The following is a 22,401-nucleotide window of genomic DNA, read 5'->3' on the forward strand; positions in this document are numbered from 1 at the left end:
CAAAATCGTGTTCCTCTGGAGTGCCGGTTCGACCCCGGCCACCGGTACCAGACAATTTTATATGCGGGTGTAGTTTAATGGTAAAACCTCAGCCTTCCAAGCTGATGTCGTGGGTTCGATTCCCATCACCCGCTCCATTACATAATCTATAACGCATTATTTCTTGTATAACTTGAAATAGTGCGTTTTTTATTTTATATAAACAAGCAGTGATAAATAAAGGTTCTATAATATATGTTGGGGTTTCCACACAATTTGAAGAAATAAAAAAAGCACGATATCACCCATTCTTATATACTTGAATTGTCGAGAAACAAGTAGAGAGTGGGGACACGTGCATATGAATTCTAACATAGTTTTACCTGGATTTGAAGAAGTGATAATCAATAAAACTGAAGTAATTGAGGGTACCCTTTGCCTATACGTTGAAATGCCAGTAAGCAAGCATACGTGTCCAAATTGTGGTAAACACACCATGAAGGTTCATGATTATAGAATTCAAAAAATAAAGCACTTGAAGATGTTTGAGCGTAATACTCTCATTTTTTATAGGAAGCGCCGTTATACTTGTCTTTGTGGAAAAAGGTTTCCTGAGAATAATCCCTTTATTAATCGTTATCAAAGGTTATCTACTGAATACAATCAAGCCATTACGATTAGAAGTATAAAAGGGAAAACATTTAAAGAAACAGCTGAGATCTATGGTACGTCAGCTTCAACAATTGTACGTAGGTTTGACAAGGTGGCTGAAGACACGGTACAAGAAGAACCTAATGCGTTACCAAAAGTCATTGCGATAGACGAGTATAAAGGGGACACAAAAAAAGGAAAATACCAACTTATTATCGCTGATGGAGTGACAAGGGAACCTATTGATATACTACCCAACCGTTATAAAAAGACCATATCACATTATTTGCGAAAGTATGGTACGAATGTAGAAGTTGTAGTAATGGATATGAGCCCCTCTTTTAAAGCAGCTGTTCGACAAGCTCTGGGGAAACCGATTATCGTTGCAGATCGCTTTCATTTTGTGCGGTATATCTACTGCATTGGATGGGGTTAGAAGAAGAGTACAGTCAACTTGGCATGATTATGATCGGAAAAAGTGTAAAAAGATGCGCTATGTATTCCATTGGAATTCAGAAAAGTTAACAGAAGAAGATCGGTGGTACTTAAACCGATATCTAGGATTATCCAATGGATTAAAAGTAGCTTATGAACTGAAAGAGGCATTTTCCCAGTGGTTTAATGAGGCAAAAGAAAACGGTCAGGGTTCTATTCTTCAAACCACCAAGTTATTACAAGAGTTCTATCAAAAAGTAGAACAAGCCAATTTACCAGAGTTTAAGAAAGCTATTCAAACGCTCCAAAATTGGCAGGTAGAGATATTGAATAGCTTTGTTTATAACTTTTCTAATGGGTTTTTAGAAGGAATTAATAATCTAACTAAAGTAATGAAGAGAAATGCATTTGGATTTAGAAGTTTTAAGCGTTTTAGAGCTAAAATATTATTGACACATAAGTATAAAAAAATGGGTGTTCATATTGGTTGAGGGCGAAGTAGGAATTACTTCACCCCAACATTTGACGTTGAACCWAAATAAAAGAGGTTCAAAACGAATGTACAGTTAGTTCATTTGCTTTGAACCTATACTATGGGATGTTTATTTAGTTAAGATAAAATGAGTCCCATTTCCACCATGTAATTGAATGAACATATTTTTAAGCGATTCTGTAAGTTTATTTGCCTCTTCTATTAAAAGAGACGGTGGTAAATAAATAATCTGAAGGGCACTTTTTGTAGATTCAGTTACTGGTGCCCGGTTAGAGTCTACGTATGGTGATCCAAAGGGACCCGATTTGTCCTTACTTATAATTAAGTTTTCTAATGAAATGTCTCGCCCGTTTAGCGCAGTATAGACTTCTTTATCAGAACCAACTGTTATTTGAATAGGCCCGTTTAGTTTACTTGAATCATAAATCCCTATTGGACTTTCATATTGAAGGGAAAAGAAGTTATTTAGGTCCACTGCAGAGTGAATGCTGGATAAGTAATTTTCTTTCTGAATACGTCGATATAAACTTTCAGACGATGGCCGATACCTACTCGGGTCCTTGCCAAATGACTTAAAAACCTGTCTCCATTCATTGATTCCTTTTCGATCAGTGACTTGTTGATCTTTTAGGTCAAAGTAGATGGACTCTTGGAAGAGCTGGAGACGTCCTCTAAGCATAGATGGCGATGGGCCAACAGTGATGTTGTTATACTCTATAATACCAAGTTTAAAATCTGGTAGAATGTCTGTTACAGATGAATGTAATGTAATTTCCAAAGATTCCATCTCCCATTATTGTTTCGTTTAGTTTACCATAGAGATACAAAATTATTGAACTTAGTTTACTCAGAAAGGAAAGGAGGGAAGCTGTATGAACTATTAGTGAATTTAAAATGGACATTATAGCGTATAGTAAAACAATCGGAATTGATAAAATTGGTTTTACGACTCCAGATCCTTTTACTGAAATGAAAAATTTGTTAATCCGACAAGAAGAACTCGATTATCAATCAGGCTTTGAAGAAAAGGATATTGAGAAGCGAGTAAATCCTTCTTTACTATTTAATCAACCTCGATCAATCATTAGTATTGCGCTTGCTTATCCTTCTAAAATGAAAGAGGCTCCTAGAAGTAAAGAGGGAGAGCGAAGAGGAATATTTTGTCGTGCTTCATGGGGCACCGATTATCATGTTGTATTACGAGATAGGCTGCAGAAGCTTGAGACATATATATTATCAAGAGTCCCAGACGCTAGAATGAAAAGTATGGTGGATACAGGAGAGCTTGTGGATAGAGCAGTGGCTGAACGTGCAGGTGTCGGATGGAGTGGGAAGAATTGTTCCATTATTACGCCTGAATTCGGCTCGTATGTGTATTTAGGAGAAATGATTACGAATTTACCCTTTGCACCCGATGAACCTATGCAAGAGGGATGTGGTACGTGTAACAAGTGTGTGGATGTTTGTCCTACAGGAGCGTTAATCCAAGGTGGTCAGCTTGATGCTAAGAGATGCATCGCTTTTCTAACTCAAACAAAGGGATTCTTGCCAGATGAGTTTCGAGGGAAGATTGGAAATCGTTTATACGGATGCGATACGTGCCAAACGGTTTGTCCTAAAAATAAAGGGATAGACGTTCATCATCATATTGAAATGGAGCCAGATCCTGAGATTGCTAAGCCTTTACTACTCCCTCTTTTAACAATGAGTAACCGTGAATTTAATGAAACGTATGGCCATGTATCTGGCTCCTGGAGAGGGAAAAAACCTATTCAGCGAAATGCGATTTTGGCACTTGCACATTTTAAAGAAAGGGCAGCAGTGGAAGTTTTGATCCATCTGTTAAAAACAGATCCACGTCCTGTTATAAGGGGAACTGCTGCTTGGGCACTTGGAAAAATCGGAGGAAAAGAAGCCTACGAAGCCTTGAAGTTTTACAGGGAAAAAGAGCAGGATCAAGAGGTAGTGGGGGAAATTGAAAAAGGATTACGCTTTTTTGACCCTGAACTTGCTGAAAGATGACGCATTCTATTTAGGATGCGTTTTTGTTTTGGTGTTAGAAAGAGACAATCCCTCATAGAATTTTATAGAGGGGAGGGATGGGCTTTGAAAGAATTGCTACAAGAACGGTTGGCTGAGCGGATTGAAGGATTTGTGAACGGAAAGCGTGAGATACAACCATCCTGTTCAAAATTTGCTCAAAAGAAGGAGCTGTTTCATCGTCGTGAGGCAGAGGTTGTGAAGCTTAAAGGAAAAGGTAAAATTAAAGGGTATCTTCAAGATAAAACTCGCGTGTATTATGTTGTTCATCTAGAATATCTAGTTAGACAAGGAGAACAGTATTATATTGAAGAAGAGGTAGAAGAGCGTGTGGCTTCTTTTTATCAGGGAAAGCTACAGCGGGATGAAGAACTTAAGCCGCATTACTCATCCATCACTATTGAAGAAGAAGATTCTGGACAACAACGTGTTGGGTATGAGCGAATAACCTATCAGTATGACCGTTTAAAGGCTGTTCAATATGCAGAGAAATGGTGGAATAGTTATAATCCAGCTTATAAAAGCTTTGATGTGGATTGCACGAATTTTATATCTCAATGCTTGCGAGCTGGAGGAGCCCCTATGAGAGGAATGCCAAGTAGAGGGAAGGGCTGGTGGATGAGTGGGAATAATTGGAGCTACAGCTGGAGCGTGGCAAATGCGCTAAAAGTGTACCTAGGCTCTTCCATTGTCGGCCTACGTGCGAAAACAGTATCTTCTGCCGAGCAACTCACATATGGAGATGTGATTTGCTATGACTTTGAAGGAGATGGCCGATATAATCATAATACGATCGTAACGGGCTTTGATGCGGTCGGTATGCCGCTAGTGAATGCTCATACGACGAATAGTCGCATGAGGTATTGGAGCTATGAAGATTCTACCGCCTATACTCCTAATATTCAGTATAAATTTTTCTCCATTCAAGATGACCGCTAGAAGGTTGAGACTATGTGAAAGAGTGGTATAATGCTAAGGAGAATGTTTTAATGAGGTGAAAGATTTGGGAGTACATGTCGTATTATATCAACCAGAAATTCCAGCAAACACAGGTAACATTGCACGCACATGCGCAGCAACCGATACCACTTTACATTTAATCCGTCCTTTAGGATTTTCAACTGAAGATAAAATGTTACGTAGAGCAGGTCTTGACTACTGGGAACACGTAACGATTGTTTATTATGATTCATTAGATGAGTTCTTTGAGAAAAATGCAGGGGGTGAATTCTTCTATTTAACTAAATATGGAGAAATTCCTCACTCTGATTTTGATTATAGTTCGGTAGATAAAGATTATTTCTTTATTTTTGGACGTGAAACAACGGGGTTACCAAAAGATGTGATTGAAAATAATAAAGATCGCGCTCTACGTATTCCAATGAATGAGAATGTACGGTCATTAAATTTATCCAATACTGCTGCTATTCTTGTATATGAAGCTTTGCGTCAACAAAACTTCTTACACTTACGATAAGTCTCCTGGGTGGAGGCTTTTTCTGTTTATATTGGAGTGACAGCCGCACGAGAATGGGATGGACGCGCATGAGCTGACGGGGGTCCGCACGAGAATAGAGTGTAGCCGCACGAAGTAAGAGGTAAGCCGCACCAGATGAAGGGTTACCGCACGACATAAGGTGTCATCCGCCCAGGAAATCCGCAGCCGCACGAGAAAAGTCAATTTTTCCTCATCTCCAACACCAATCATTTTACCCATCTTCTCCAAATAGATATGATTATACTTAAGAAATAAGGGAGGTATCTACATACAATGAATGAAACAATCCGAACGATTCTTGAACATAGGTCAATTCGTCATTTTTCAGAGGATAAGCTGACGAAGGAAGATGTAAAATTACTCGTTCAGTCGGCTCAGGCTGCTTCAACGTCTAGTTACATTCAAGCTTATAGTATTATTGGCGTGACAGATCGACAGAAGAAGGAAAATTAGCGGAGCTTGCTGGTGGACAACAGTATGTGGCGGATAATGGACATTTGTTTGTGTTTTGTGCAGACTTTTATCGACATGAAGAAATGGCGAAGGCGTATAATCTAGACGTATCAGAGTCCGTTGAGAGTACGGAGAAATTTATGGTAGGTGTTATTGATGCAGCTTTAGCTGCTCAGAATATGAGTGTAGCAGCAGAATCAATGGGTCTTGGTATTTGTTATATTGGTGGAATTCGGAATGATCTTCAAGGGGTAAGTGAGCTTTTACAATTGCCTCACCGAGTACTTCCTTTATTTGGTTTAGTAGTAGGGCACCCGGCCAAAGAAACCGATCAGAAGCCACGCTTACCACTTCAGCATATTTACCATGAAAATGGCTATCATCTTGACCATTCAACACACTTAGAAGAATACGATGAACTCATTTCATCCTACTATCATGAACGGACGGGTGGGAAAAGGCAGGATCGCTGGACGGAGCAAATTGCAGGGATGCTTTCCATGCCGAAACGTATGTACATGAAGCAGTTTGTAGAAAGTAAAGGATATAATAAGCGATAGTCAAAACCCCCAGGTGCCGCACTGGGGGTTTTGTCTTAAACCTTTCCTACCCAAAGCCGTCTTAAATCAACATATCCAAAAGAATCAAATTGAATGTCTTGAATCATAGGATGGAAGGTTTGTTGTTTAATAGGGTGATGCATGTAAAGGATTAGGTTTTCTCTTTTAATATAGGACTCTATCTCATTAATAATTTCCTCTCGTTTGGCCGTACTGCTCTCCATTTTAAATTGATTTAAATAGGAGTCAATTTTACCAAGATGGGAAGGAAGAAGCATACGGCGAAACAGTAGCGCTTTATTTTTAAAGGACCCGTAGAATGAAACATGGTGGTCACTGGAACTTACTTCTCCCATAAAGATGAAGTCGGCATACTGTTCAAAATCCTCTGTGTAAAAGGAATCAAGCTGAAATAAGTGTAGTTCTAGTTGAATTCCTACTTTCTTTCCTGCTTCCATAAACCAATTGGCTTCTTCTATCGCATGCTCTTTGTTCAATTGGTAGACTCTTAGTGTCTCTCCTTCATAAGACGATTCTTCGATAAGCTCACGTACCTTTTCAAATGAGCGATCCCTCTCCTCTGAATTCCAATAAAAGTTCCCTGATGCTTCTACAAGATGATCTCGATCTAAATCCCTCCACATTCTCTTCATATCTAGTAGGTGGTAAATCGCTTCTCTAAATTTTGCATCGTTTACAATAGCGGATCGATGAAAGTTAAAGACTAGGAAACGATAGCCAACCTCAATTTCTTTCGTCTTTTGTAGTTGAATTTGCTCTTCTTCATTTTCTAAGTGAAAGGTCACATTGTGAAGGGCACTGTGATCAACTCGTACAAATTGGACTTCATCTAAAATTGGACGCTCTAAAAAATATGAATCAAAAGCGGATAAAACGATTTTTTGATTTGAATTTTCTTTTAATCGGAACGCTCCTGATCCAACCCATTCCTTTTCATCAAAGGAAATATGGTGAGGCAGAATGGAGAAGTTCGCAATACTAATAAATCTCAAGAACAAGGGATTCTGTTCTTTTAAATAGAATTCAATCGTGTAATCCGATAAAAGGTTCATTCTATCAATGTGCTCTACTACCCAGGAATAGGCGTTGTCCACTGCTTTAAATCGATTAAAGGTATATTCAATGTCCTGTGTTGTCAGAGTGCTATGGTCATGAAATTGAATCCCTTTTCGTATATAAAACGTCCACAATGTATGAGAATCATTGCTTTTCCAGTGGTGGGCAATACGTGGTTCAATTTTATCCATTTCCTTGTTATACGTAACCAGAGGGTCACCAAGCTGGCCAATAAGAAAACTTTCAAATGTAATGGATGAGAATATTGGGTCTAATGTTGTTAGTTTGCGAGCGATGATGGTTCGTAAAATATCTTTTTGAGCATGTGGTCCTTGAAATCCAAATAGTTGATTAAGCTCCGTGGTGAGCCCAGTGATCCATTGCTTTGGAATGGGTAGCTGCAAAAAGGTAAGAAGATCGTCTAGACGGTCGGCTGCTACAAGACTTGTCACCATTTCTTCTACTTCTTGTTTAAATGGAAGAGAAAACGTTAACGTAGAAGAGTTGCCTCTTCCTCGACCGGGTGTGTAGCGTAATAAGCCTTCTGATTCATATTTTCGTAATTTCCGTTTACAGTTTTTGGCTGTACAGAACCAAATCGATTCAAGATCTGCTAACCGGCAGTGAATGGTTAGATTTTGCTCAGTAGCATAATAATGAGCACGTAATTCAAAATAAGGAAAAATCCATCTATTTTACCACTTCTTTCTAAAAGGGGACATTTTAATATGGATTATAACCTTTTTTGTCCCCTTTGAATAGGGCAAAATAAAGGGGCAAAGGAGGCGTTTATGTGTTTAAGGAATTACACCCCAACATTCGTATTCGGATTTATACCAGTTTTTTAAGTAGAGTAGTAGGGTCCATGATCTTTCCTTTCATGGCCATTTATTTCACAGAGAGAATTCATGCGACAGCAGCAGGTATAATGATAATGGTCACGATCTTGGTTCAGTTTATTGCAAGTTTGTACGGTGGATACTTGGCTGATATTGTGGGTCGAAAGAAAATGGTGGTCCTAGGTGAGGTACTGAAATCTTTCGCATTTGTAGGTGTTCTATTGAGCAACTCCCCTTGGTATGAATCACCGTGGATTACGTTTATCATGCTGACAATCATCAGTGTTGCAGTGGGACTCATTATGCCAGCATCAGAGGCGATGTTAATTGATGTTAGTACAAAAGAGACGAGAGCCTTTATGTACTCTATCAATTATTGGGCAGTCAACTTTTCTATGATGTTTGGGTTAATTATTGGAGGATGGTTTTTACTACGAATTTCTTTGAATTATTGATAGTTCTCGTTATAATGAGTTTTTAACCCTATGGATTACACAGAGATTTATTCTAGAGACTTACACGCCAGATGTATCTAAAGAATCAACATCCTATGGGATAAAACCGATTTTAAAAAGCTATCAAACTGTCATTAACGATTTTCCATTTCTATTGTTTACTCTTGGTGGCATTTCTATATTAGCCATCGAATTTCAGCGAAATAACTATATTTCCGTTAGATTAAGTGAGGAGTTCACAGCTATTTCATTTCCTTTGTTAGGCACCATTGATGGAGTTCGCCTAATAAGCTTATTAACTGTTGAAAATACGTTGCTTATTGTTCTCTTAACGGCAGTTGCTTCGAAATGGATAAAGGGGAAGCGTGAAGAACCCATTATGTATGCAGGATTTATTTTGTTTGGATTAGGCTATGCGTATATGGCCTTTTCAAATAATGTAATGGGTCTTATCGTCGCGATATTTATTTTAAGTATCGGGGAATTACTATATGTTCCCACTAGACAATCCCTTCTAGCGGATATTGTAGATGATTCTAAGCGTGGAGCGTATATGGCGTTCAATGGATTTGTTTTTCAGATCGGTAAATTAATTGGAGCGTATGGAATCATTTTAGGTGAAAGTATTGGCGGGATGGGAATGGCGGTATTTACAATAGGCTTGGTATTAATCGGGATCGCTAGTTCCTCCCTATCATTGCGTAAAAGAAAGCGGGTAGTGAACATAAAGGCTGTAAACATATAAAGCGAAAAAGAGACAGCAACGATAGCTGTCTCTTTTCTTCTTATTTATGAACGCCTGGCTTGTCGTCATATCCTGCAGTGAAAATCGCCGCAAGGAATGTAACACATACACCTAAAATTAGTAAAAGTTTCATGTATGTACCCCCTCTTAACCGAATGTAATTATCATTATACAGGAAAATACGGAGCATGTGAATCTTGGATAGAACATGCTCACTTGGAAAATTGTGTACAATCCATGAATTCAAAATAAAAGTAACCAAGTTAATCATGATGTGTGGACGAAGTGCATAGATTGTATTAATCGTCGCCCTTAAGGAGGTTCACATGGATATATTAAGAAGAATTGAAGAATTTAGATCTGAAGAGCTATCGTTAAAGTGGGAAGGAACCTTTCGTGAATATTTAGACATTGTAAAAGAAAAGCCGTGGGTAGCCCAGTCTGCTCACTCAAGATTGTATCAAATGATTAAAGATGCTGGCGTAGAAGAGGTTAACGGTAAGCGTCATTATAAATTTTTCGATCAACAGCTATTTGGTCTTGAAGACTCGTTAGAAAAGCTTGTAGAGGAGTATTTCCATCCTGCAGCAAAGCGTTTAGATGTAAGGAAGCGTATTTTGTTACTAATGGGACCTGTTTCAGGTGGAAAATCGACTCTAGTAGCGATGCTAAAAAGAGGGTTAGAACAGTATTCAAGAACAGATAGGGGAGCCGTGTTTGCCATTAAGGGCTGCCCAATGCACGAGGATCCTCTTCACTTAATTCCTCATCATTTACGAGAGGAATTTCAGCAAGAGTATGGGGTGAGGATTGAAGGGAATCTGTCTCCTCTTAACTTGATGAGACTTGAAGATGAATATAATGGGCGAATTGAAGACGTAATAGTAGAACGCATTTTCTTCTCAGAGGATAAGCGTGTAGGAGTGGGTACCTTTAGTCCATCTGATCCAAAGTCTCAGGATATTGCTGACTTGACTGGAAGCATTGACTTCTCTACTATTGCTGAATTTGGTTCAGAATCTGATCCGCGAGCGTACCGCTTTGATGGTGAGCTAAATAAAGCAAATCGCGGTCTAATGGAATTCCAAGAGATGTTAAAATGTGATGAAAAGTTTCTGTGGCATTTACTTTCTCTTACGCAGGAAGGGAATTTCAAAGCAGGTCGCTTTGCCTTAATTTCTGCTGATGAATTGATTGTTAAGTGATATATACTAAAAGATATGTGGATAACTTCAAGGTTATTCCTAACCAAAGAAAAAACCTACCCAAAAATTATTGGGAAGCCGTACTAAGTAACATATTAGGATTAAGGTAAGCATGGAGATTGAATTTTCCTTTACCAGTCTTTTCTAAAACAACGTAATCAAAAATTCCTCTTAGTAATTCGTTCTTTTCACCTTTAGATAATTCTCCGCTTCTGTAAAGTGTCAATACTCCATTAAAGCCTTCTTGTATCTTTACCACATTTAATTCGTCCAGTTGTTCTTTTTGAGTTTGCAATGTGAATAAGTTAATCTGTTTATGTATTTCTTGTGCCTTCTTCTCAACTTCAGCATAATCATTCAAGTAATCATCATCTTCAATTAAACCTTTTCTTAAGATTCTCCTTAAATTTACTTTTTCACCCTCCAAATCATTCAGTTGCTTTTGCAACATTGCCATACGATCAGTTGGGTCAATTCTTTTCTTGTCTTGCATATTCTCTAAATCTATTAATTCCTCTAATTTACCTCTTAGGATTTCACTATCAACATTTAGGAAGTCTTCCTCAAGAACTCTAATAAGTTCTTCTTCAATAGCATTATATTTCATATACACTTTACACTCTAAACATTGCATAAACTCCTTATTATAGATACTTACATTTCCATCTTTTCTTTTATAATGTTGAGTGCTACTTTGCCTTTGCATCTTATTGTTACAACTACCACAAACAATTAAACCAGCAAGAGGAGTAGGTTCAAACTCTAGTCTTACCTTTGGGCTACTTCTATTCTCTTGCATTATTTCGGCTGCTTTATAAAATGTTTCTTCATCTATTAGAGGAGGATGTGCATTTGGAACAATAATCCAATCTTTTTCGGGTCTCTTTTCTTTCTTTTTCTTTCCATTCTCTATAACAGTCATTGTTTTATTAAATTCAACAGTTCCTATATAAACAGGATTTAACAATAACCTACGAATGACCATTGGTTTCCAATATTCTTTTCCAGTTGCGGTGAGGATTCCTTCTCTTCGCAACATAGTTGAGATTGCATTATATCCGATTCCCTGATGAACATAATAATCAAATATCTTTTGAATAACCCAATCCCTTTCCTCGTTTGGTTCTAGTTTTTGAGTATAGGAATTAAACTTGTACCCATCTGGAATTCCGCCACCACCTGTCATCCAACGTCCCATTTTTGAATAACTCAATCTCGCGTTGACCATACGTTCCTTAATAATGTCATACTCCTGATTAGCCATAAACATATGAAATTTCAAATAACGGATATCATTACTTTCATTAGGATCATATATTTTGAAGGGAGTAATTATATAGATAGACTTACTCTGAAGTAAATCTAATAGGAAACCCATTTCAGTCATACTTCCACGACCTAATCGGGAGATTTCTTTAACTGCAAATGCAACTGTCCCTCTTGCTTTAGATTTTATTTCTTCTATTATATTTAAAAAGACTGGTCTAGCCTCTAATGCGTCAGCACCAGAACCATATTCTTCAAATACATCCCAATCAACATGACGAAATCTATCTTCTAATATTCCTTCAATCAAAGTTCTTTGCTCTGTTAAAGTATCTTGGTCAACTTTTCTTTCACGTTCGATATCCTGTCTAGATCTTCTTATATATCCATAAATGTAGGTGACAGTCTGTTGGAGTGCTTTATCGTCCATATAGATACCTCCAATATTTTGGTATGTACCTATATTATACAACAGATGTTTTTACAGATGTTGCACATACCAAAAAAACTTTTTCTTTATTTTAAATACTTATGTTTTAACCTACTGACCACGTATTTTTAGATATATGGTATAAAGAAAAATAAGTTAAAAAATATAAAATTTTTTATGTAGAAATAGGGGGGATCTATAAATCAACGTGTAACTATAGGGTATAAGGCTGATAAATCAACATACTCAAGTCAGCATAGTGTCTAACAAACGGAAAAGGAGAGTGATAATTATGACACAAGTTAAAGAAGTAAATAAGCAAGAAGAAATGGTTAATGAGTATCTTAAAGCATTACAAGAAGAAAAGGATTTAGCAACATTTAAGCAAGCAGCAGTATTAACAATTGACGGTTTCATTAAAAGAAATGATTTAGATGAAAATCAACTAGAAAAATTAAATGGTTCAATTGCTGCTATTTATATGAGTAAGGATAGAAAACAAGCAGAGTTCTATCTAGACCATGCTAATGAGTTTATGAATGCTATTTCTGAAGCAAAGATTAAAGGTTGGATTTAACTACTTAGAGGGGTTCATTCTCCTCTAAAATATTTTTATATTTTCTACATATTTAATGCAGGGATTAGTTGCTCACTGTTTAACTGTAGAAATATAGAAGAAAGGAGTTGATACATATGGCAAAATTATTTCCAAATGTGTTCAGTGGTGAGGTACTTACTACAAGTGAGTTACCTACGAAGAAAAGAAGAGAGTTGTTTGAACTAGGTTTCTTGGTAAATTTCTTCAAACCTAATCAATACAACGGTAATGAATATTATGTACTTAGAAAGAAAGTAGGAGACTTCTACAAATTTGAAAAGGTAAGTAGATATGGAACGAAGAACAGACTTCCATTGTTACTTCTTCAAGGGTGGGAGATTGTTAAAGCACCTGCTGGTGTTCCTGATAAAGAAACAGAAGAAGAGTAACAAACACTTTAGGACAGAGATTTCATCACCACAGATAGTACGGAGGTGATAAATATGGAAATATTACAAGAATTAAAAGAAAGAGTTGCTGCTCTCTACAAAAAGGCAGAAGATGAAAAATGTGAAGATACTTTTATAAAGGCAAGGGATTTAGAATTTCAATATAAAATGACTATCCTATACCATAGCGAACAGTTCCCAAATGATTAACACATACTTACATAAGACAGACGAAACATTTCCTAAAGACAGAGCGTGCTACGGCACAGAAAAGGAGAGTGATAATTATGATTATTAAAAATAAGAAAAAGAAGTTAGCATTATTACCTAATTTCGAGGATATGTATGCACTTGGAAAAGATGTAATAGTGATTAAAACAAATAGTTCTTATGAGGTTGAATTAGAAAATGAAGTGTTCTATTGCGACACAAAAGAAGAGGTTCTTGAAGTAGTAAAGGGATACAAGTTGTACGAAGAAGAACCTGCTAATTTTTTAGGGTTACTTAACTAGATAAGATTCACACCTTTTGATAGATGATTTACTCCTAAAGACAGCACGTGCAATAGCACGAAGGAGGTGTTCTAAAATGATAAATTATAAAGGCAATATCGCAGTCATTGAACAAGGCGATTTTGACGAAGTGAAAAAGGAATATAACGGGATATTATTTTTAGGATCTAGATATGAAGTTTGGTCACTTATTAACACTAAAGACTTTGGTGTTCAAACGGTCATACTAAGAGATTCTAAGAAGGAATTCACTTTTCACTGTCTGGACGATTTCTATTCTATTTTTACTTTTGATATTTTGAAGAAGGTATGGGCTAACGAAACTCGAATCAACCCATCTCACGAAAAATACCTTCAGTATGAGAGTTTTAAAAACCATATGGTTCAGCATTACATTCATTGCTTTGCTAATGTATATGAACTAATGGTTAGTAAAGGATACACTGACTTGGAAATTCAAAGAAAGTATCCTAGAGCATTTAAACTACTTATGGAATACTTAGATTAATTTAAAAGCCATCAACAAGGATATTATAAAATCATTCACAACAATTATTCATAACACTACTCACACTCCTAAAACCCTTGTTCTAAACGGGAAGGAGAGTGATAAATATGGCTAAAGATTTAAAAGAAAAAAATATTATTGAACCAAATTTTGACGAGATTGACGGAAAGAAAAATGAAGAAGAGGTAAGAGGTTTCACTCCAGAGGAGATTGAGGAGCAAAATAAGAAGGTTGAAGAGTTTGAAACAAAACATTTAATTAAAGTGTCAGAAAAAGATAAGAAGAAAATGAAAGTATGGGAAACTGTACTTAAAGACGAAAAAGGCAATGAGTTTATTGGTCCAATTAATCATACTGTTGCATTTGACGGAAATGAAAAAGTAAAGTTCATTCCTCCATTTTTACAATGCACTGTTGATAACAAGGGCAATGAAAGAGAGTGGATAAGTAAGGGTTTCTTGGCTGAATACCTTATTGAGAATATAAATGCTATCTATTCTGGTGGCCTTATGTATATATATGACAACGGAGTTTATAGACCAATTCTTGAGAATGAAGAAAAGGGAATTATTAAAGCCCTTCTCACTCCTCAATTTTCAAACATGAACACTGTATCTGATGTTGCTAGTCAATGGAAGATTGATTATAGAATTAACAAACATCCACAAGAGATTAACAGTAATAATAACATGATTAACCTAAAAAATGGATTACTAGATATTAGTGATAATGAAAACTGGAAGTTCATTAAAGGACATAATCCAGAGCATTTAAGTACTATCCAAATTCAGGCTAATTATAATCCTGAAGCAAAAGGAAAAGAGTTTCATAAATTCCTTGATAGTAGTGTTCCTGACAAGCAGGTGCAAGTATTACTACAAGAAATGGTTGGTTACTGCTTAACTCCTTTTGTTACAAGTAAGCAAATGATTTTCATTCTAACTGGTCAAGGTGATAGTGGTAAATCTACTTTCTTAAATGCAACACTAGAGGCTTTAGTTGGTGATAATGCTAAAAGCCACGTGGCACTTCAGGACCTTGATGGAAACGAATATAATCAAGCAGAATTATTCGGGAAGATAGTCAATATCTTTGCTGATTTACCAGACAAGCCGCTTAAAGATATAGGATACTTAAAAGCAGCGACAGGTAAGGACTGGATTACTGCTAGACGTATTAGACAAGCACCTTTCCAGTTTAAAAATAAAGCGAAATTTGTTTATAGTGCCAACGATCTTCCTTCTAACTTCAGTAAGGATTCAACAGACGCTTTCTATAACCGTCTAACTCTTATTCCTTTCAATCAGAAGATTACTAAGAAAGATCCTTACTTAGAGCAGAAGTTAGAAAAAGAAATTGACTACATAGCATATTGGGCTTTACAAGGATTGCAGAGATTAATCAGTAACGGCTTTAAATTCTCTGAAAACCAGAAGAGCAATGAGTTAAAAGCAGAGTACAAGAAGAACTCTAATCCTGTAATGGTATTCGTTGAAGAGTATTGTGAATTAAGTTCTGAAAATGAAACACCAAGAGTAAGCCTTTGGACTGCTTGGCAGAATTTCTGTGAACAGAACGGCCATGTTGCTGGTAGTCAAATCAAGTTCAATAAAAACCTTACTGCATTGTATGGAGAACAAATTCAACAAAGCCAAATGAATAATAGTAGAAGAACTAAATCTTGGAAAGGTATTAGACCTTTAGAGTTTGACGAGATTGGTTGATTAATCAGGGACGGTATTATTACCGTCTCTTTTTTATGCTATGAACCAAGATGAACCAACTTTTGAACCAAGATGAACCGACTTTTGAACCGACTTTCCCCTACAGTCGCAAGGGATGAGCCGACTGAACCGACTTTTTCCTATTGTAAAATTATTTGTCTTTATATATAAGAGATTCCTTACTAAGGGTCTGTGTATGTATATGTGTTTTTCGAACGCTAAAAAACTGGTTCACTCGGCTCATGTGTTGGGGCTGTAGGCTCGAACTGGTTCAAACTCGGTTCATAGTTGGTTCGTAACTCGGTTCATGTTGGTTCATCCCCCATGTTCTTTTCGTTTCAAAAAAGAAAAAGAAGAAAACAAGGAACGAACATATGTGCGTGGAAGTTAACAACAGATACAACAAATATACTCAAGAAACGGGAGGAGCCGCTTTATGAAAGAAAATCAAGTGAACAAAGGGAAGATTGATTATCAAGACATTTGGTTTAGAGATTATGAACATCGTTTTATGATCGCACGTTTTAAAAAGGCTTTTACTTTGCCTACTGATAATCCCAAAAACGATTACTTATATTTCTTGTACATTCTCAAGGATGAATATAAGGTAACTGGAAAGGAAAAAGGTAAGACTAAAATTCAAAGATTTAATGTTATGGTTTATAACCAGTCATACGAGTCCTTCTATGAAATGGTTCTTAGTATTCAACCAATCCTAGAGGAATACATCCTTGATATGGGAAGAAGAAATAAATTACTTAATTTAGTTACAAAATTAAATCCAAAATATTATGCGAAAGCAGAGTAGGACAGAGAGCAACATTCTCTGTTCTTTTTTTATTGCCATTATTTACTTGCTTTATAGAATAGTACGGTTCTAGATGGTGCGTTAAAGTTATTACATAAGCAACACACATAACTTAAAAGGAGGAGATTAATATGATTCATTTTAACGAAGGATTTGTTAATACATTTATCAATATATACAACGAAGTAAAGAAAGGTACTGCTGACTTAGAAAAGGTTGAGAACTTGATTCTCGCAATCTACAATAACGATGAACTTTATGAGCCAATTGAAGAGAACGATCTTATGTGGAAGAGATTGCAGCAACTAGAAAAATACATGAATAAAAACGGTGTGCATTATGAAGCAAAGTCATATTCAGCAGATAATCAAATAACAGAATATATCCAATCAGTTGGTCGTTTTAACCGAGTAGAGTAGTGATTCTCTACTCTTTTTTTTGTCGAAAAATATTTTTATTTTTCTTCATTTTTTTATGCAGATTTTAGGGGGGATCTTTAAATGAATGTTTAACTGTAGATATATAGTCATAATTAATACTCCAAATCCACTGATAGCAAGAGTTTCACTCACTAAAGACAGAGCAGGTATTTACTAATACCTACCCATATGAGTTTAAAGAAAGGGAGGTGATACATATGGGATATTTTAAAAAAGAATTAGGATTCACTTTTAATCCGTTTGTTGTACAAGTAGTGATTGAGGATTTAATTAAAGAAGGATACAGTGAGGAGCAGGTTCACTTTGCTTATGCTACATACACTGTAAATAAGGATGCATTTGGTAGTAGTTACTTTAGATACAGTAGCCTTGAGGACACTCTAAAGCAAGACTTACTTTCTATTCTGGAAGGAGGTCAATGCTAATGAGTAATGAATTTGTTATTAACACTGAATTGGATGTTTGTGAATTGATTGGAATTAGTGAAGATTATAACAATAATTTTGTTGATTTAGAAAGACATATATACGATAGCGATAATAAAAAGATTATTGGTATTGTGATTAGTAGGAATGTTTATAAGAGTTCTAATTTGATTAGAGGTATTAAAACACATTATCTATTAACAGTGGACCAATGGGTGAAAATGAAAAGTGATTTCTATATTGGTGAATTACTAGAAGTCTGTTATAAATTTAATGACTTTTCATTAAAGAAACTGAATGAAGATAAGTACCAATTCGTGTTTATTCCAAAGGACGAAGAACCACGAACTATCATAGTAAATAAAGAAGAACGAGATTATATACTAAATTCAATTATCGATTAATTAACTTTATTACAGAGATTTTATTACTAAAGACAGCCCGTGCTATGGCACAGAAAAGGGGCTGATATAAATGGAAGGATTATTATTAAAGGGGGATTGCCTACAAGTATTAAAAGATATTGATAATAATATTGCTGATTTAATTATTGTAGATCCACCGTATGGAGTATTAACAAATGGAAAAGTAGTAAAAAAAGGTAATTATGAGATTGACGATTATTTCGAGTGGGATATGCTCGAAGACCTGCAACAATTCACTACTGAATGGTTTGAAAAGTTGTACAACAAGGCTAAAGAAGATTCATTTATCTATATCTTCTGGTCTCAAAAGTATATGAGAATGGGTTATGAAATATTTAATCCAGACAGAGTAATATTTTGGCACTATAAAAATCTAACATTAGGGGGTAACGGGGATTTCAGTTATGACTATGATCCAATATTCGTAGTTAAGAAAGGTAATCCAAAACTTTCAAAAGGAAAACACTCCTCTATATTACAATTCACAAAACCTCAATCAAACTAACAAAAAAGACAAACTTATACACCCCACACAAAAGCCAATTGCTCTCATTGAACATTTAATTGAGATTAGTTCTAAGGAAAACGATATTGTTCTAGATTGTTTCGCAGGTAGTGGAACAGTTGGAAGAGCCGCTTTAAACCTGAATAGAAAGTATTTGTTAATTGAAAAAGAACAGAAATACATAGACTTGATAAACGAACGATTAAGTTAGATTTACTTTTACTGAAGATAGATGATTTATCACTAAAGCCAGCGCCTGTTGATACACAGGGAAAGGCAAGGTGATGCTATATGGCACAAGAATTAAGCAATATTCAATATAGAAGCAAAGAAACACCAACTGAAAAACAATGGAGATTATTTGGGGAATCCTTACAAAAGGAAATGGGTAAAGGGTTTTGGTTTGATAATGGTACTTCAGAAGAAGGTAATGGGGTTCAGCAACACACGGCTGCAAGGGAAGCCACTTTTGATTTCGTTTTCTACTTTAAAGATTGGGATACACAAATATATGATAACCTTCCTGCTTACCGTAAAGGTGAATTTACTGGTGAGTTGAAGGATTGGATGTGGGATCACGATTATAAAATGAATATCGAGGTTAAGCGTGTAGGACTTGGAACTTTAGCAAGTGTTATGCCTTATAGGTTTATGAAATCCTTTGAGATTCCTTTTAGAGATCGTGACAAGTGGTTGATTGTAGATTTTACTAATGTTCTGAAACTAAGTAATCATGGTGGCTTTATTTATATTTTAGAGAATGGTGAGGGCGAGGAAGTTCATCATATCTTTGGTTCTCAAATTATTGAGGAAGCCTGTATTGGCGAATATAAAATGGATTGGGAAGGAGACCCAACTGCTGTTGGCGGTGGTGCTTATAAGGCTAAGACACTACTTGATAAGTCTTATTCTCTTAAGTTTAAATCATTTGAGGAAGTTAAGCAGTACATACGCAAAGTAGCGAAAGTTAAAATAGAAAAAGAAAAGAATAAGAACCGCTTCCTGTTCCGTAAGAATATAGAAAAAGGTAAGACGGATATCATTGAATACTCTGATAACAAAGTGGGTGAGGTTGCTCCAGTTGTTTGTAAGGACGGCCTTCTGAAGGATGCTCCAAAGACTTATATAGAGTGTAAGCAGGTGCAAGTCAATGAGTAAGAAAACTGGTAACAAGACAATCATTGACGGTATAGAGTTTGCTTCTGACATTGAGACTGCATTCTATCTTCATTTAAAGAAGAAAAAAGAAGAAGGTTTAATTAAGGATATTAAACCACATGTTACATATTTGTTCATTCCTTCTTTTACAGACTTCGAAGGGAGTAAGGTAGAGCCTATGACATATACTTCAGATTTCAATATCACTATGGCTGATGGGAAAGAGATCGTGATTGATACGAAGGAATACTCTGGTGAGGCTGATGATATAAAGAAGAAGTTGTTTATGTATCATAATCCAGATATCCCATTCTATTGGGTGGAAAGGCTTCCTAAGTATCTTGGTTACTATTTCGTGAACCGGGCTTTAAGAATAAGTTAAAAACACGATATGAAAAGATACATGGTTCTTCATTGAGTGTTAAAAGAAATATTAAATGGACTAAAGAACAAATAGAAGAGCATTTTGAGTTTGAAGATAACGGTCTTTTTCTTATCTGGAAGAAGACTAAGAGAATGAAGAAAGGAGGTAGTTAATATGATTACTCTTGTTTTATTAGCAGTTATTTCTTTATTAATATATTTGATTATATTCCTTGCTATTCAAGTTACTGAACTAAAGGGAAGAGTTGAGAATTATAGAAGGTTTCTAGAATTACAGGATTATATAGAGTATTTCAATTTACAGAAGGAGGATGATAAAAATAGGAAAATAAAAAATAATAACCTTGAAGTTGATCGTGATACATTGTATCAAATCTCATTAGCATTAACTCAATCTATAAATCTTTATAGAGGTTTAGTAAAAGAGGAATTAAGTAAGAGTGTAAATGAAAGAAGAGGGCTTTATACATATCTAACTGAATTAGAAAGAATGGAAGAAGCAGAATTAATCGTAGAAAAAACAAGGAACAGTATTAAAGAAGAGGAGGCTGATAAATAATGTTAAAAAGAAATAGTCCTTACAGACTTATTGAGTTACTTGTAGTATTGGTTGTATTAGGTATATTAGATAAAATCATTATCCCATCCATAGTAACCAATAAAATCTCATATACATATATGGATATCCTTGCAGTTGTTTGGTCTCTTAATCTCCATAATAGCAAGGTTAGAATTCCAACAGGGCAATCTTATTGATTGCTCTTTTTCTATGTCTGGACCTGATTTCAGAACAGATGCGCGCTATAATATAAATATTAACAAAATTAGAAAAATAAGGAGTGTGATATATATGTACATTCAACAAATTCAAAATAGAAACAGATATCTATTTAGTGTGATTGCTTATGTGTTTATTCTTTGTTGTATCAGTGCCATTTTATTCTATCCAGTCAATTACTTTAATCTTCATTTCAGTTTAACGAATTACTTTTTATTATACATTGGAGTATTCATGGGGAGTGGAGCATTGTTCCATCGCTTCTTCCTTCACATTGAAATGTTCGTTATGCCTGAAGCAAAGAACCAAAACGAAGACTTATGGGACTGGGTAGCACTAGTTGGATATAACCTCATTGGTTCTCCTGTTGGAGGATTTGTTATCTATATGCTAACCGATTCCTTTTCACTTGGAATTAGGACTTCCATAGTAATGCTGATAGGTTCTGTTGCTTGGTATATCACTATTGACTCCTTACGAACAGAACTAAAAAGAAAAAAGAAAAAAAACTTAGAAAATAATGAAAAAATATTCGTAGATGAAGCAGGAAATAAGCACTTAAAGTTTAAATTATAAGTATCAAAGTAAATAAGAATTATGATTTATCATTTTAGAACAAACTCATTAAATACGGTACAAATCAGAGCATATCATTCACAACCTTTATTCCCGTTTAGGTTGTCGTGATGTGCTCTATTTGTGTTTATAGGAGGGAAAGGAAAAGGAGGGGTAGATATGAGTGATAATGTTGTTCAAGTATATTATAGCGATAGAGATGATATTCATTTTAGTGTTGATATGAGTGATACGGTTAATAGACTAAGTGAAGTAATGCAAGAAGCAACTTCAAATGCTTTAAATTCAGTTCGTAGGAGTATTGAAGAAAGCAGGAATGCTGCACCTTTACCAGATTATTCTCATTATGGTTCACCAGCCTATGTTTCTTCAATTCACGGTTCTTTTAAACCGATTGAAGAAGTAAAGTTGTTAGATAATAAATACAAAGTTTTAAGGTATTTAAAGCAGTGTTACAACTATTTTGTTGAAGGAAATGAAGAAGATTTTTATATGAATGAACTTGAGTTGGCTCTCTGCTTTATGCAAGATTACGTTTATTACGATGAAGAACTTACAAAAGAACAAATAAGAAGGATTAATGGTCAATATCTTTCAAGCAAGATATATTTAGATTTAAGGAGGGTTTACACCTAGAGAAGAAGGAGGCTGATATATATGATTACAAATACTCAAATAGAGGAGTTGATAATTGGAAATAAGGATTTAATTAGAACAGGAATTTTGAAATGTAACATTAAAAGAATGGAAGATTACGAGGATTTTGAAGCAACAGTGTTTGTAGAATTAATTGCAAAGATTAAGAAAAATAATTATACATATTATAAATTACTTGAGAATGGTGAGGGGTATTTTGTCACTACTGTTAAAAACATTGTGAAAAATGAGTATGACAGACAGAATGCTCAAAAGAGGAATAAGAATAACGAGGTTCTTATGGATGAAGAAACGATGTGTTATGTATGTTAGATAGAGAATTGAAGACTGAACACATCCGTGCTGCCTTGAAGTACTTATATGAATACGAAGATATTGAGGCTATTCC

General features: G+C 35.5%; 26 protein-coding genes, 1 tRNA gene and 3 pseudogenes. 27 read left to right on the top strand and 3 right to left on the bottom strand.

The genetic code is table 11. The features are described from left to right. Positions 1–63 precede the first annotated feature (63 nt). Together M44_RS14870 and M44_RS23585 are read left to right on the top strand one after the other, a co-directional pair. Positions 64–137: transfer RNA gene (locus M44_RS14870), tRNA-Gly, on the top strand. Positions 138–334: 197 nt separating this feature from the next. Continuing rightward, a pseudogene (locus tag M44_RS23585) lies at positions 335–1,556 on the top strand (ISL3 family transposase). Positions 1,557–1,667: 111 nt separating this feature from the next. On the opposite strand, the gene M44_RS14880 reads toward M44_RS23585, so the two are convergent. Next, positions 1,668–2,336: a B3/B4 domain-containing protein gene (locus M44_RS14880; RefSeq protein ID WP_010174813.1), complete on the bottom strand. Its 669-nt coding sequence runs from the start codon at positions 2,334–2,336 to the stop codon at positions 1,668–1,670. Positions 2,337–2,452: 116 nt separating this feature from the next. Here M44_RS14880 and queG point away from each other — a divergent pair, with 116 nt between their 5' ends. The 4 genes and pseudogenes from queG (at position 2,453) to nfsA (ending at position 6,109) form a co-directional block, all read left to right on the top strand. Then, complete coding sequence (gene queG, locus M44_RS14885) at positions 2,453–3,580, top strand: tRNA epoxyqueuosine(34) reductase QueG (RefSeq protein WP_010174815.1); 1,128 nt, start codon at positions 2,453–2,455, stop codon at positions 3,578–3,580. Between the two features lie 84 nt (positions 3,581–3,664). Continuing rightward, a complete protein-coding gene (locus M44_RS14890; RefSeq protein ID WP_010174817.1) occupies positions 3,665–4,537 on the top strand; it encodes an amidase domain-containing protein in 873 nt (290 codons plus the stop codon). Between the two features lie 64 nt (positions 4,538–4,601). Then, positions 4,602–5,075 (top strand): tRNA (uridine(34)/cytosine(34)/5-carboxymethylaminomethyluridine(34)-2'-O)-methyltransferase TrmL, encoded by a 474-nt coding sequence (gene trmL / locus M44_RS14895; protein WP_029326918.1) that lies wholly within the window; start codon positions 4,602–4,604, stop codon positions 5,073–5,075. A 294-nt stretch (positions 5,076–5,369) separates the two neighbouring features. After that, positions 5,370–6,109 (top strand): annotated as a pseudogene (gene nfsA / locus M44_RS23590) (oxygen-insensitive NADPH nitroreductase). A 35-nt stretch (positions 6,110–6,144) separates the two neighbouring features. Here the strand turns inward: nfsA and M44_RS14905 are convergent. Continuing rightward, positions 6,145–7,872 carry an SgrR family transcriptional regulator gene (locus M44_RS14905; RefSeq protein ID WP_272941200.1) on the bottom strand — a complete coding sequence of 576 codons (1,728 nt, stop codon included), beginning with the start codon at positions 7,870–7,872 and terminating at the stop codon, positions 6,145–6,147. A gap of 107 nt (positions 7,873–7,979) precedes the next feature. On the opposite strand from M44_RS14905, the gene M44_RS28410 reads away from it, so the two are divergent. The 3 genes and pseudogenes from M44_RS28410 to M44_RS23600 all read left to right on the top strand — a co-directional run. Further along, a complete protein-coding gene (locus tag M44_RS28410; RefSeq protein WP_237705306.1) occupies positions 7,980–8,480 on the top strand; it encodes an MFS transporter in 501 nt (166 codons plus the stop codon). Between the two features lie 154 nt (positions 8,481–8,634). Further along, positions 8,635–9,225: an MFS transporter gene (locus M44_RS28415; RefSeq protein WP_237705307.1), complete on the top strand. Its 591-nt coding sequence runs from the start codon at positions 8,635–8,637 to the stop codon at positions 9,223–9,225. Positions 9,226–9,551: 326 nt separating this feature from the next. Beyond that, positions 9,552–10,424: pseudogene (locus M44_RS23600) on the top strand (protein prkA); the annotation flags it as partial. A 73-nt stretch (positions 10,425–10,497) separates the two neighbouring features. Here M44_RS23600 and M44_RS14925 read toward each other — a convergent pair. Continuing rightward, positions 10,498–12,126, bottom strand: coding sequence for a recombinase family protein (locus M44_RS14925; RefSeq protein WP_010174825.1), 1,629 nt, complete (start codon positions 12,124–12,126; stop codon positions 10,498–10,500). Between the two features lie 292 nt (positions 12,127–12,418). On the opposite strand from M44_RS14925, the gene M44_RS14930 reads away from it, so the two are divergent. The 18 genes from M44_RS14930 (at position 12,419) to M44_RS15025 (ending at position 22,325) form a co-directional block, all read left to right on the top strand. Then, positions 12,419–12,703, top strand: a complete 285-nt coding sequence (locus M44_RS14930) for a hypothetical protein (RefSeq protein ID WP_010174827.1) — start codon at positions 12,419–12,421, stop codon at positions 12,701–12,703. 116 nt (positions 12,704–12,819) lie between these two features. Next, positions 12,820–13,113: a hypothetical protein gene (locus M44_RS14935; protein WP_010174829.1), complete on the top strand. Its 294-nt coding sequence runs from the start codon at positions 12,820–12,822 to the stop codon at positions 13,111–13,113. 54 nt (positions 13,114–13,167) lie between these two features. Beyond that, positions 13,168–13,323 (top strand): hypothetical protein, encoded by a 156-nt coding sequence (locus M44_RS27100; protein ID WP_010174831.1) that lies wholly within the window; start codon positions 13,168–13,170, stop codon positions 13,321–13,323. Between the two features lie 77 nt (positions 13,324–13,400). Further along, on the top strand, positions 13,401–13,625 hold the full coding sequence (locus tag M44_RS14945) for a hypothetical protein (protein WP_010174833.1): 225 nt from the start codon (positions 13,401–13,403) through the stop codon (positions 13,623–13,625). Between the two features lie 76 nt (positions 13,626–13,701). Then, positions 13,702–14,133, top strand: a complete 432-nt coding sequence (locus M44_RS14950; RefSeq protein ID WP_010174835.1) for a hypothetical protein — start codon at positions 13,702–13,704, stop codon at positions 14,131–14,133. A gap of 107 nt (positions 14,134–14,240) precedes the next feature. Then, positions 14,241–15,857, top strand: a complete 1,617-nt coding sequence (locus tag M44_RS23605; RefSeq protein ID WP_010174837.1) for a DNA primase family protein — start codon at positions 14,241–14,243, stop codon at positions 15,855–15,857. 436 nt (positions 15,858–16,293) lie between these two features. Further along, a complete protein-coding gene (locus M44_RS14960; RefSeq protein WP_010174839.1) occupies positions 16,294–16,665 on the top strand; it encodes a hypothetical protein in 372 nt (123 codons plus the stop codon). A gap of 131 nt (positions 16,666–16,796) precedes the next feature. After that, positions 16,797–17,084 (top strand): hypothetical protein, encoded by a 288-nt coding sequence (locus M44_RS14965; protein WP_010174841.1) that lies wholly within the window; start codon positions 16,797–16,799, stop codon positions 17,082–17,084. Between the two features lie 218 nt (positions 17,085–17,302). Continuing rightward, a complete protein-coding gene (locus M44_RS14970) occupies positions 17,303–17,530 on the top strand; it encodes a hypothetical protein (RefSeq protein WP_010174844.1) in 228 nt (75 codons plus the stop codon). Then, on the top strand, positions 17,530–17,934 hold the full coding sequence (locus tag M44_RS14975) for a hypothetical protein (protein ID WP_010174847.1): 405 nt from the start codon (positions 17,530–17,532) through the stop codon (positions 17,932–17,934). Before M44_RS14970 ends, M44_RS14975 begins: the two co-directional genes overlap by 1 nt. Before the next feature lie 70 nt (positions 17,935–18,004). After that, the gene (locus M44_RS14980) at positions 18,005–18,460 is read left to right on the top strand and encodes a DNA methyltransferase (RefSeq protein ID WP_010174848.1); all 456 of its coding nucleotides are present in this window, start codon (positions 18,005–18,007) and stop codon (positions 18,458–18,460) included. Between the two features lie 16 nt (positions 18,461–18,476). Next, on the top strand, positions 18,477–18,671 hold the full coding sequence (locus tag M44_RS30030) for a DNA methyltransferase (RefSeq protein ID WP_420167119.1): 195 nt from the start codon (positions 18,477–18,479) through the stop codon (positions 18,669–18,671). An 80-nt stretch (positions 18,672–18,751) separates the two neighbouring features. Further along, complete coding sequence (locus tag M44_RS14990) at positions 18,752–19,618, top strand: hypothetical protein (RefSeq protein WP_010174850.1); 867 nt, start codon at positions 18,752–18,754, stop codon at positions 19,616–19,618. Continuing rightward, the gene (locus M44_RS14995; RefSeq protein WP_010174852.1) at positions 19,611–20,000 is read left to right on the top strand and encodes a DUF1064 domain-containing protein; all 390 of its coding nucleotides are present in this window, start codon (positions 19,611–19,613) and stop codon (positions 19,998–20,000) included. The genes M44_RS14990 and M44_RS14995 overlap by 8 nt, the downstream gene beginning before the upstream one ends. A gap of 156 nt (positions 20,001–20,156) precedes the next feature. Next, positions 20,157–20,561 (top strand): hypothetical protein, encoded by a 405-nt coding sequence (locus M44_RS15005; protein ID WP_010174855.1) that lies wholly within the window; start codon positions 20,157–20,159, stop codon positions 20,559–20,561. Between the two features lie 291 nt (positions 20,562–20,852). Beyond that, the gene (locus M44_RS15015; RefSeq protein WP_010174859.1) at positions 20,853–21,356 is read left to right on the top strand and encodes a hypothetical protein; all 504 of its coding nucleotides are present in this window, start codon (positions 20,853–20,855) and stop codon (positions 21,354–21,356) included. 159 nt (positions 21,357–21,515) lie between these two features. Continuing rightward, positions 21,516–21,992, top strand: coding sequence for a hypothetical protein (locus M44_RS15020; RefSeq protein ID WP_010174860.1), 477 nt, complete (start codon positions 21,516–21,518; stop codon positions 21,990–21,992). Positions 21,993–22,013: 21 nt separating this feature from the next. Beyond that, entirely contained in the window at positions 22,014–22,325 is a 312-nt protein-coding gene (locus tag M44_RS15025; RefSeq protein ID WP_010174861.1) for a hypothetical protein, read from the top strand. The last annotated feature ends 76 nt before the right edge of the window (positions 22,326–22,401 follow it).

The sequence above is a fragment of the Bacillus coahuilensis m4-4 genome (assembly GCF_000171615.1).
GTDB lineage: Bacteria > Bacillota > Bacilli > Bacillales > Bacillaceae_K > Bacillus_T > Bacillus_T coahuilensis.

Bases quoted from the DNA above. Each gene is read 5' to 3' on its own strand.
- M44_RS14980 (WP_010174848.1), top strand. From the start codon at position 18,005: ATGGAAGGATTATTATTAAAGGGGGATTGCCTACAAGTATTAAAAGAT.
- M44_RS14975 (WP_010174847.1), top strand. From the start codon at position 17,530: ATGAGTAATGAATTTGTTATTAACACTGAATTGGATGTTTGTGAATTG.
- M44_RS14995 (WP_010174852.1), top strand. From the start codon at position 19,611: ATGAGTAAGAAAACTGGTAACAAGACAATCATTGACGGTATAGAGTTT.
- M44_RS14965 (WP_010174841.1), top strand. From the start codon at position 16,797: ATGATTCATTTTAACGAAGGATTTGTTAATACATTTATCAATATATAC.
- M44_RS15005 (WP_010174855.1), top strand. From the start codon at position 20,157: ATGATTACTCTTGTTTTATTAGCAGTTATTTCTTTATTAATATATTTG.
- M44_RS14990 (WP_010174850.1), top strand. From the start codon at position 18,752: ATGGCACAAGAATTAAGCAATATTCAATATAGAAGCAAAGAAACACCA.
- queG (WP_010174815.1), top strand. From the start codon at position 2,453: ATGGACATTATAGCGTATAGTAAAACAATCGGAATTGATAAAATTGGT.
- M44_RS14945 (WP_010174833.1), top strand. From the start codon at position 13,401: ATGATTATTAAAAATAAGAAAAAGAAGTTAGCATTATTACCTAATTTC.
- M44_RS27100 (WP_010174831.1), top strand. From the start codon at position 13,168: ATGGAAATATTACAAGAATTAAAAGAAAGAGTTGCTGCTCTCTACAAA.
- M44_RS14960 (WP_010174839.1), top strand. From the start codon at position 16,294: ATGAAAGAAAATCAAGTGAACAAAGGGAAGATTGATTATCAAGACATT.
- M44_RS15015 (WP_010174859.1), top strand. From the start codon at position 20,853: ATGTACATTCAACAAATTCAAAATAGAAACAGATATCTATTTAGTGTG.
- M44_RS14935 (WP_010174829.1), top strand. From the start codon at position 12,820: ATGGCAAAATTATTTCCAAATGTGTTCAGTGGTGAGGTACTTACTACA.
- M44_RS14950 (WP_010174835.1), top strand. From the start codon at position 13,702: ATGATAAATTATAAAGGCAATATCGCAGTCATTGAACAAGGCGATTTT.
- M44_RS15020 (WP_010174860.1), top strand. From the start codon at position 21,516: ATGAGTGATAATGTTGTTCAAGTATATTATAGCGATAGAGATGATATT.
- M44_RS14925 (WP_010174825.1), bottom strand. From the start codon at position 12,126: ATGGACGATAAAGCACTCCAACAGACTGTCACCTACATTTATGGATAT.
- M44_RS14970 (WP_010174844.1), top strand. From the start codon at position 17,303: ATGGGATATTTTAAAAAAGAATTAGGATTCACTTTTAATCCGTTTGTT.
- M44_RS14930 (WP_010174827.1), top strand. From the start codon at position 12,419: ATGACACAAGTTAAAGAAGTAAATAAGCAAGAAGAAATGGTTAATGAG.
- M44_RS15025 (WP_010174861.1), top strand. From the start codon at position 22,014: ATGATTACAAATACTCAAATAGAGGAGTTGATAATTGGAAATAAGGAT.
- M44_RS23605 (WP_010174837.1), top strand. From the start codon at position 14,241: ATGGCTAAAGATTTAAAAGAAAAAAATATTATTGAACCAAATTTTGAC.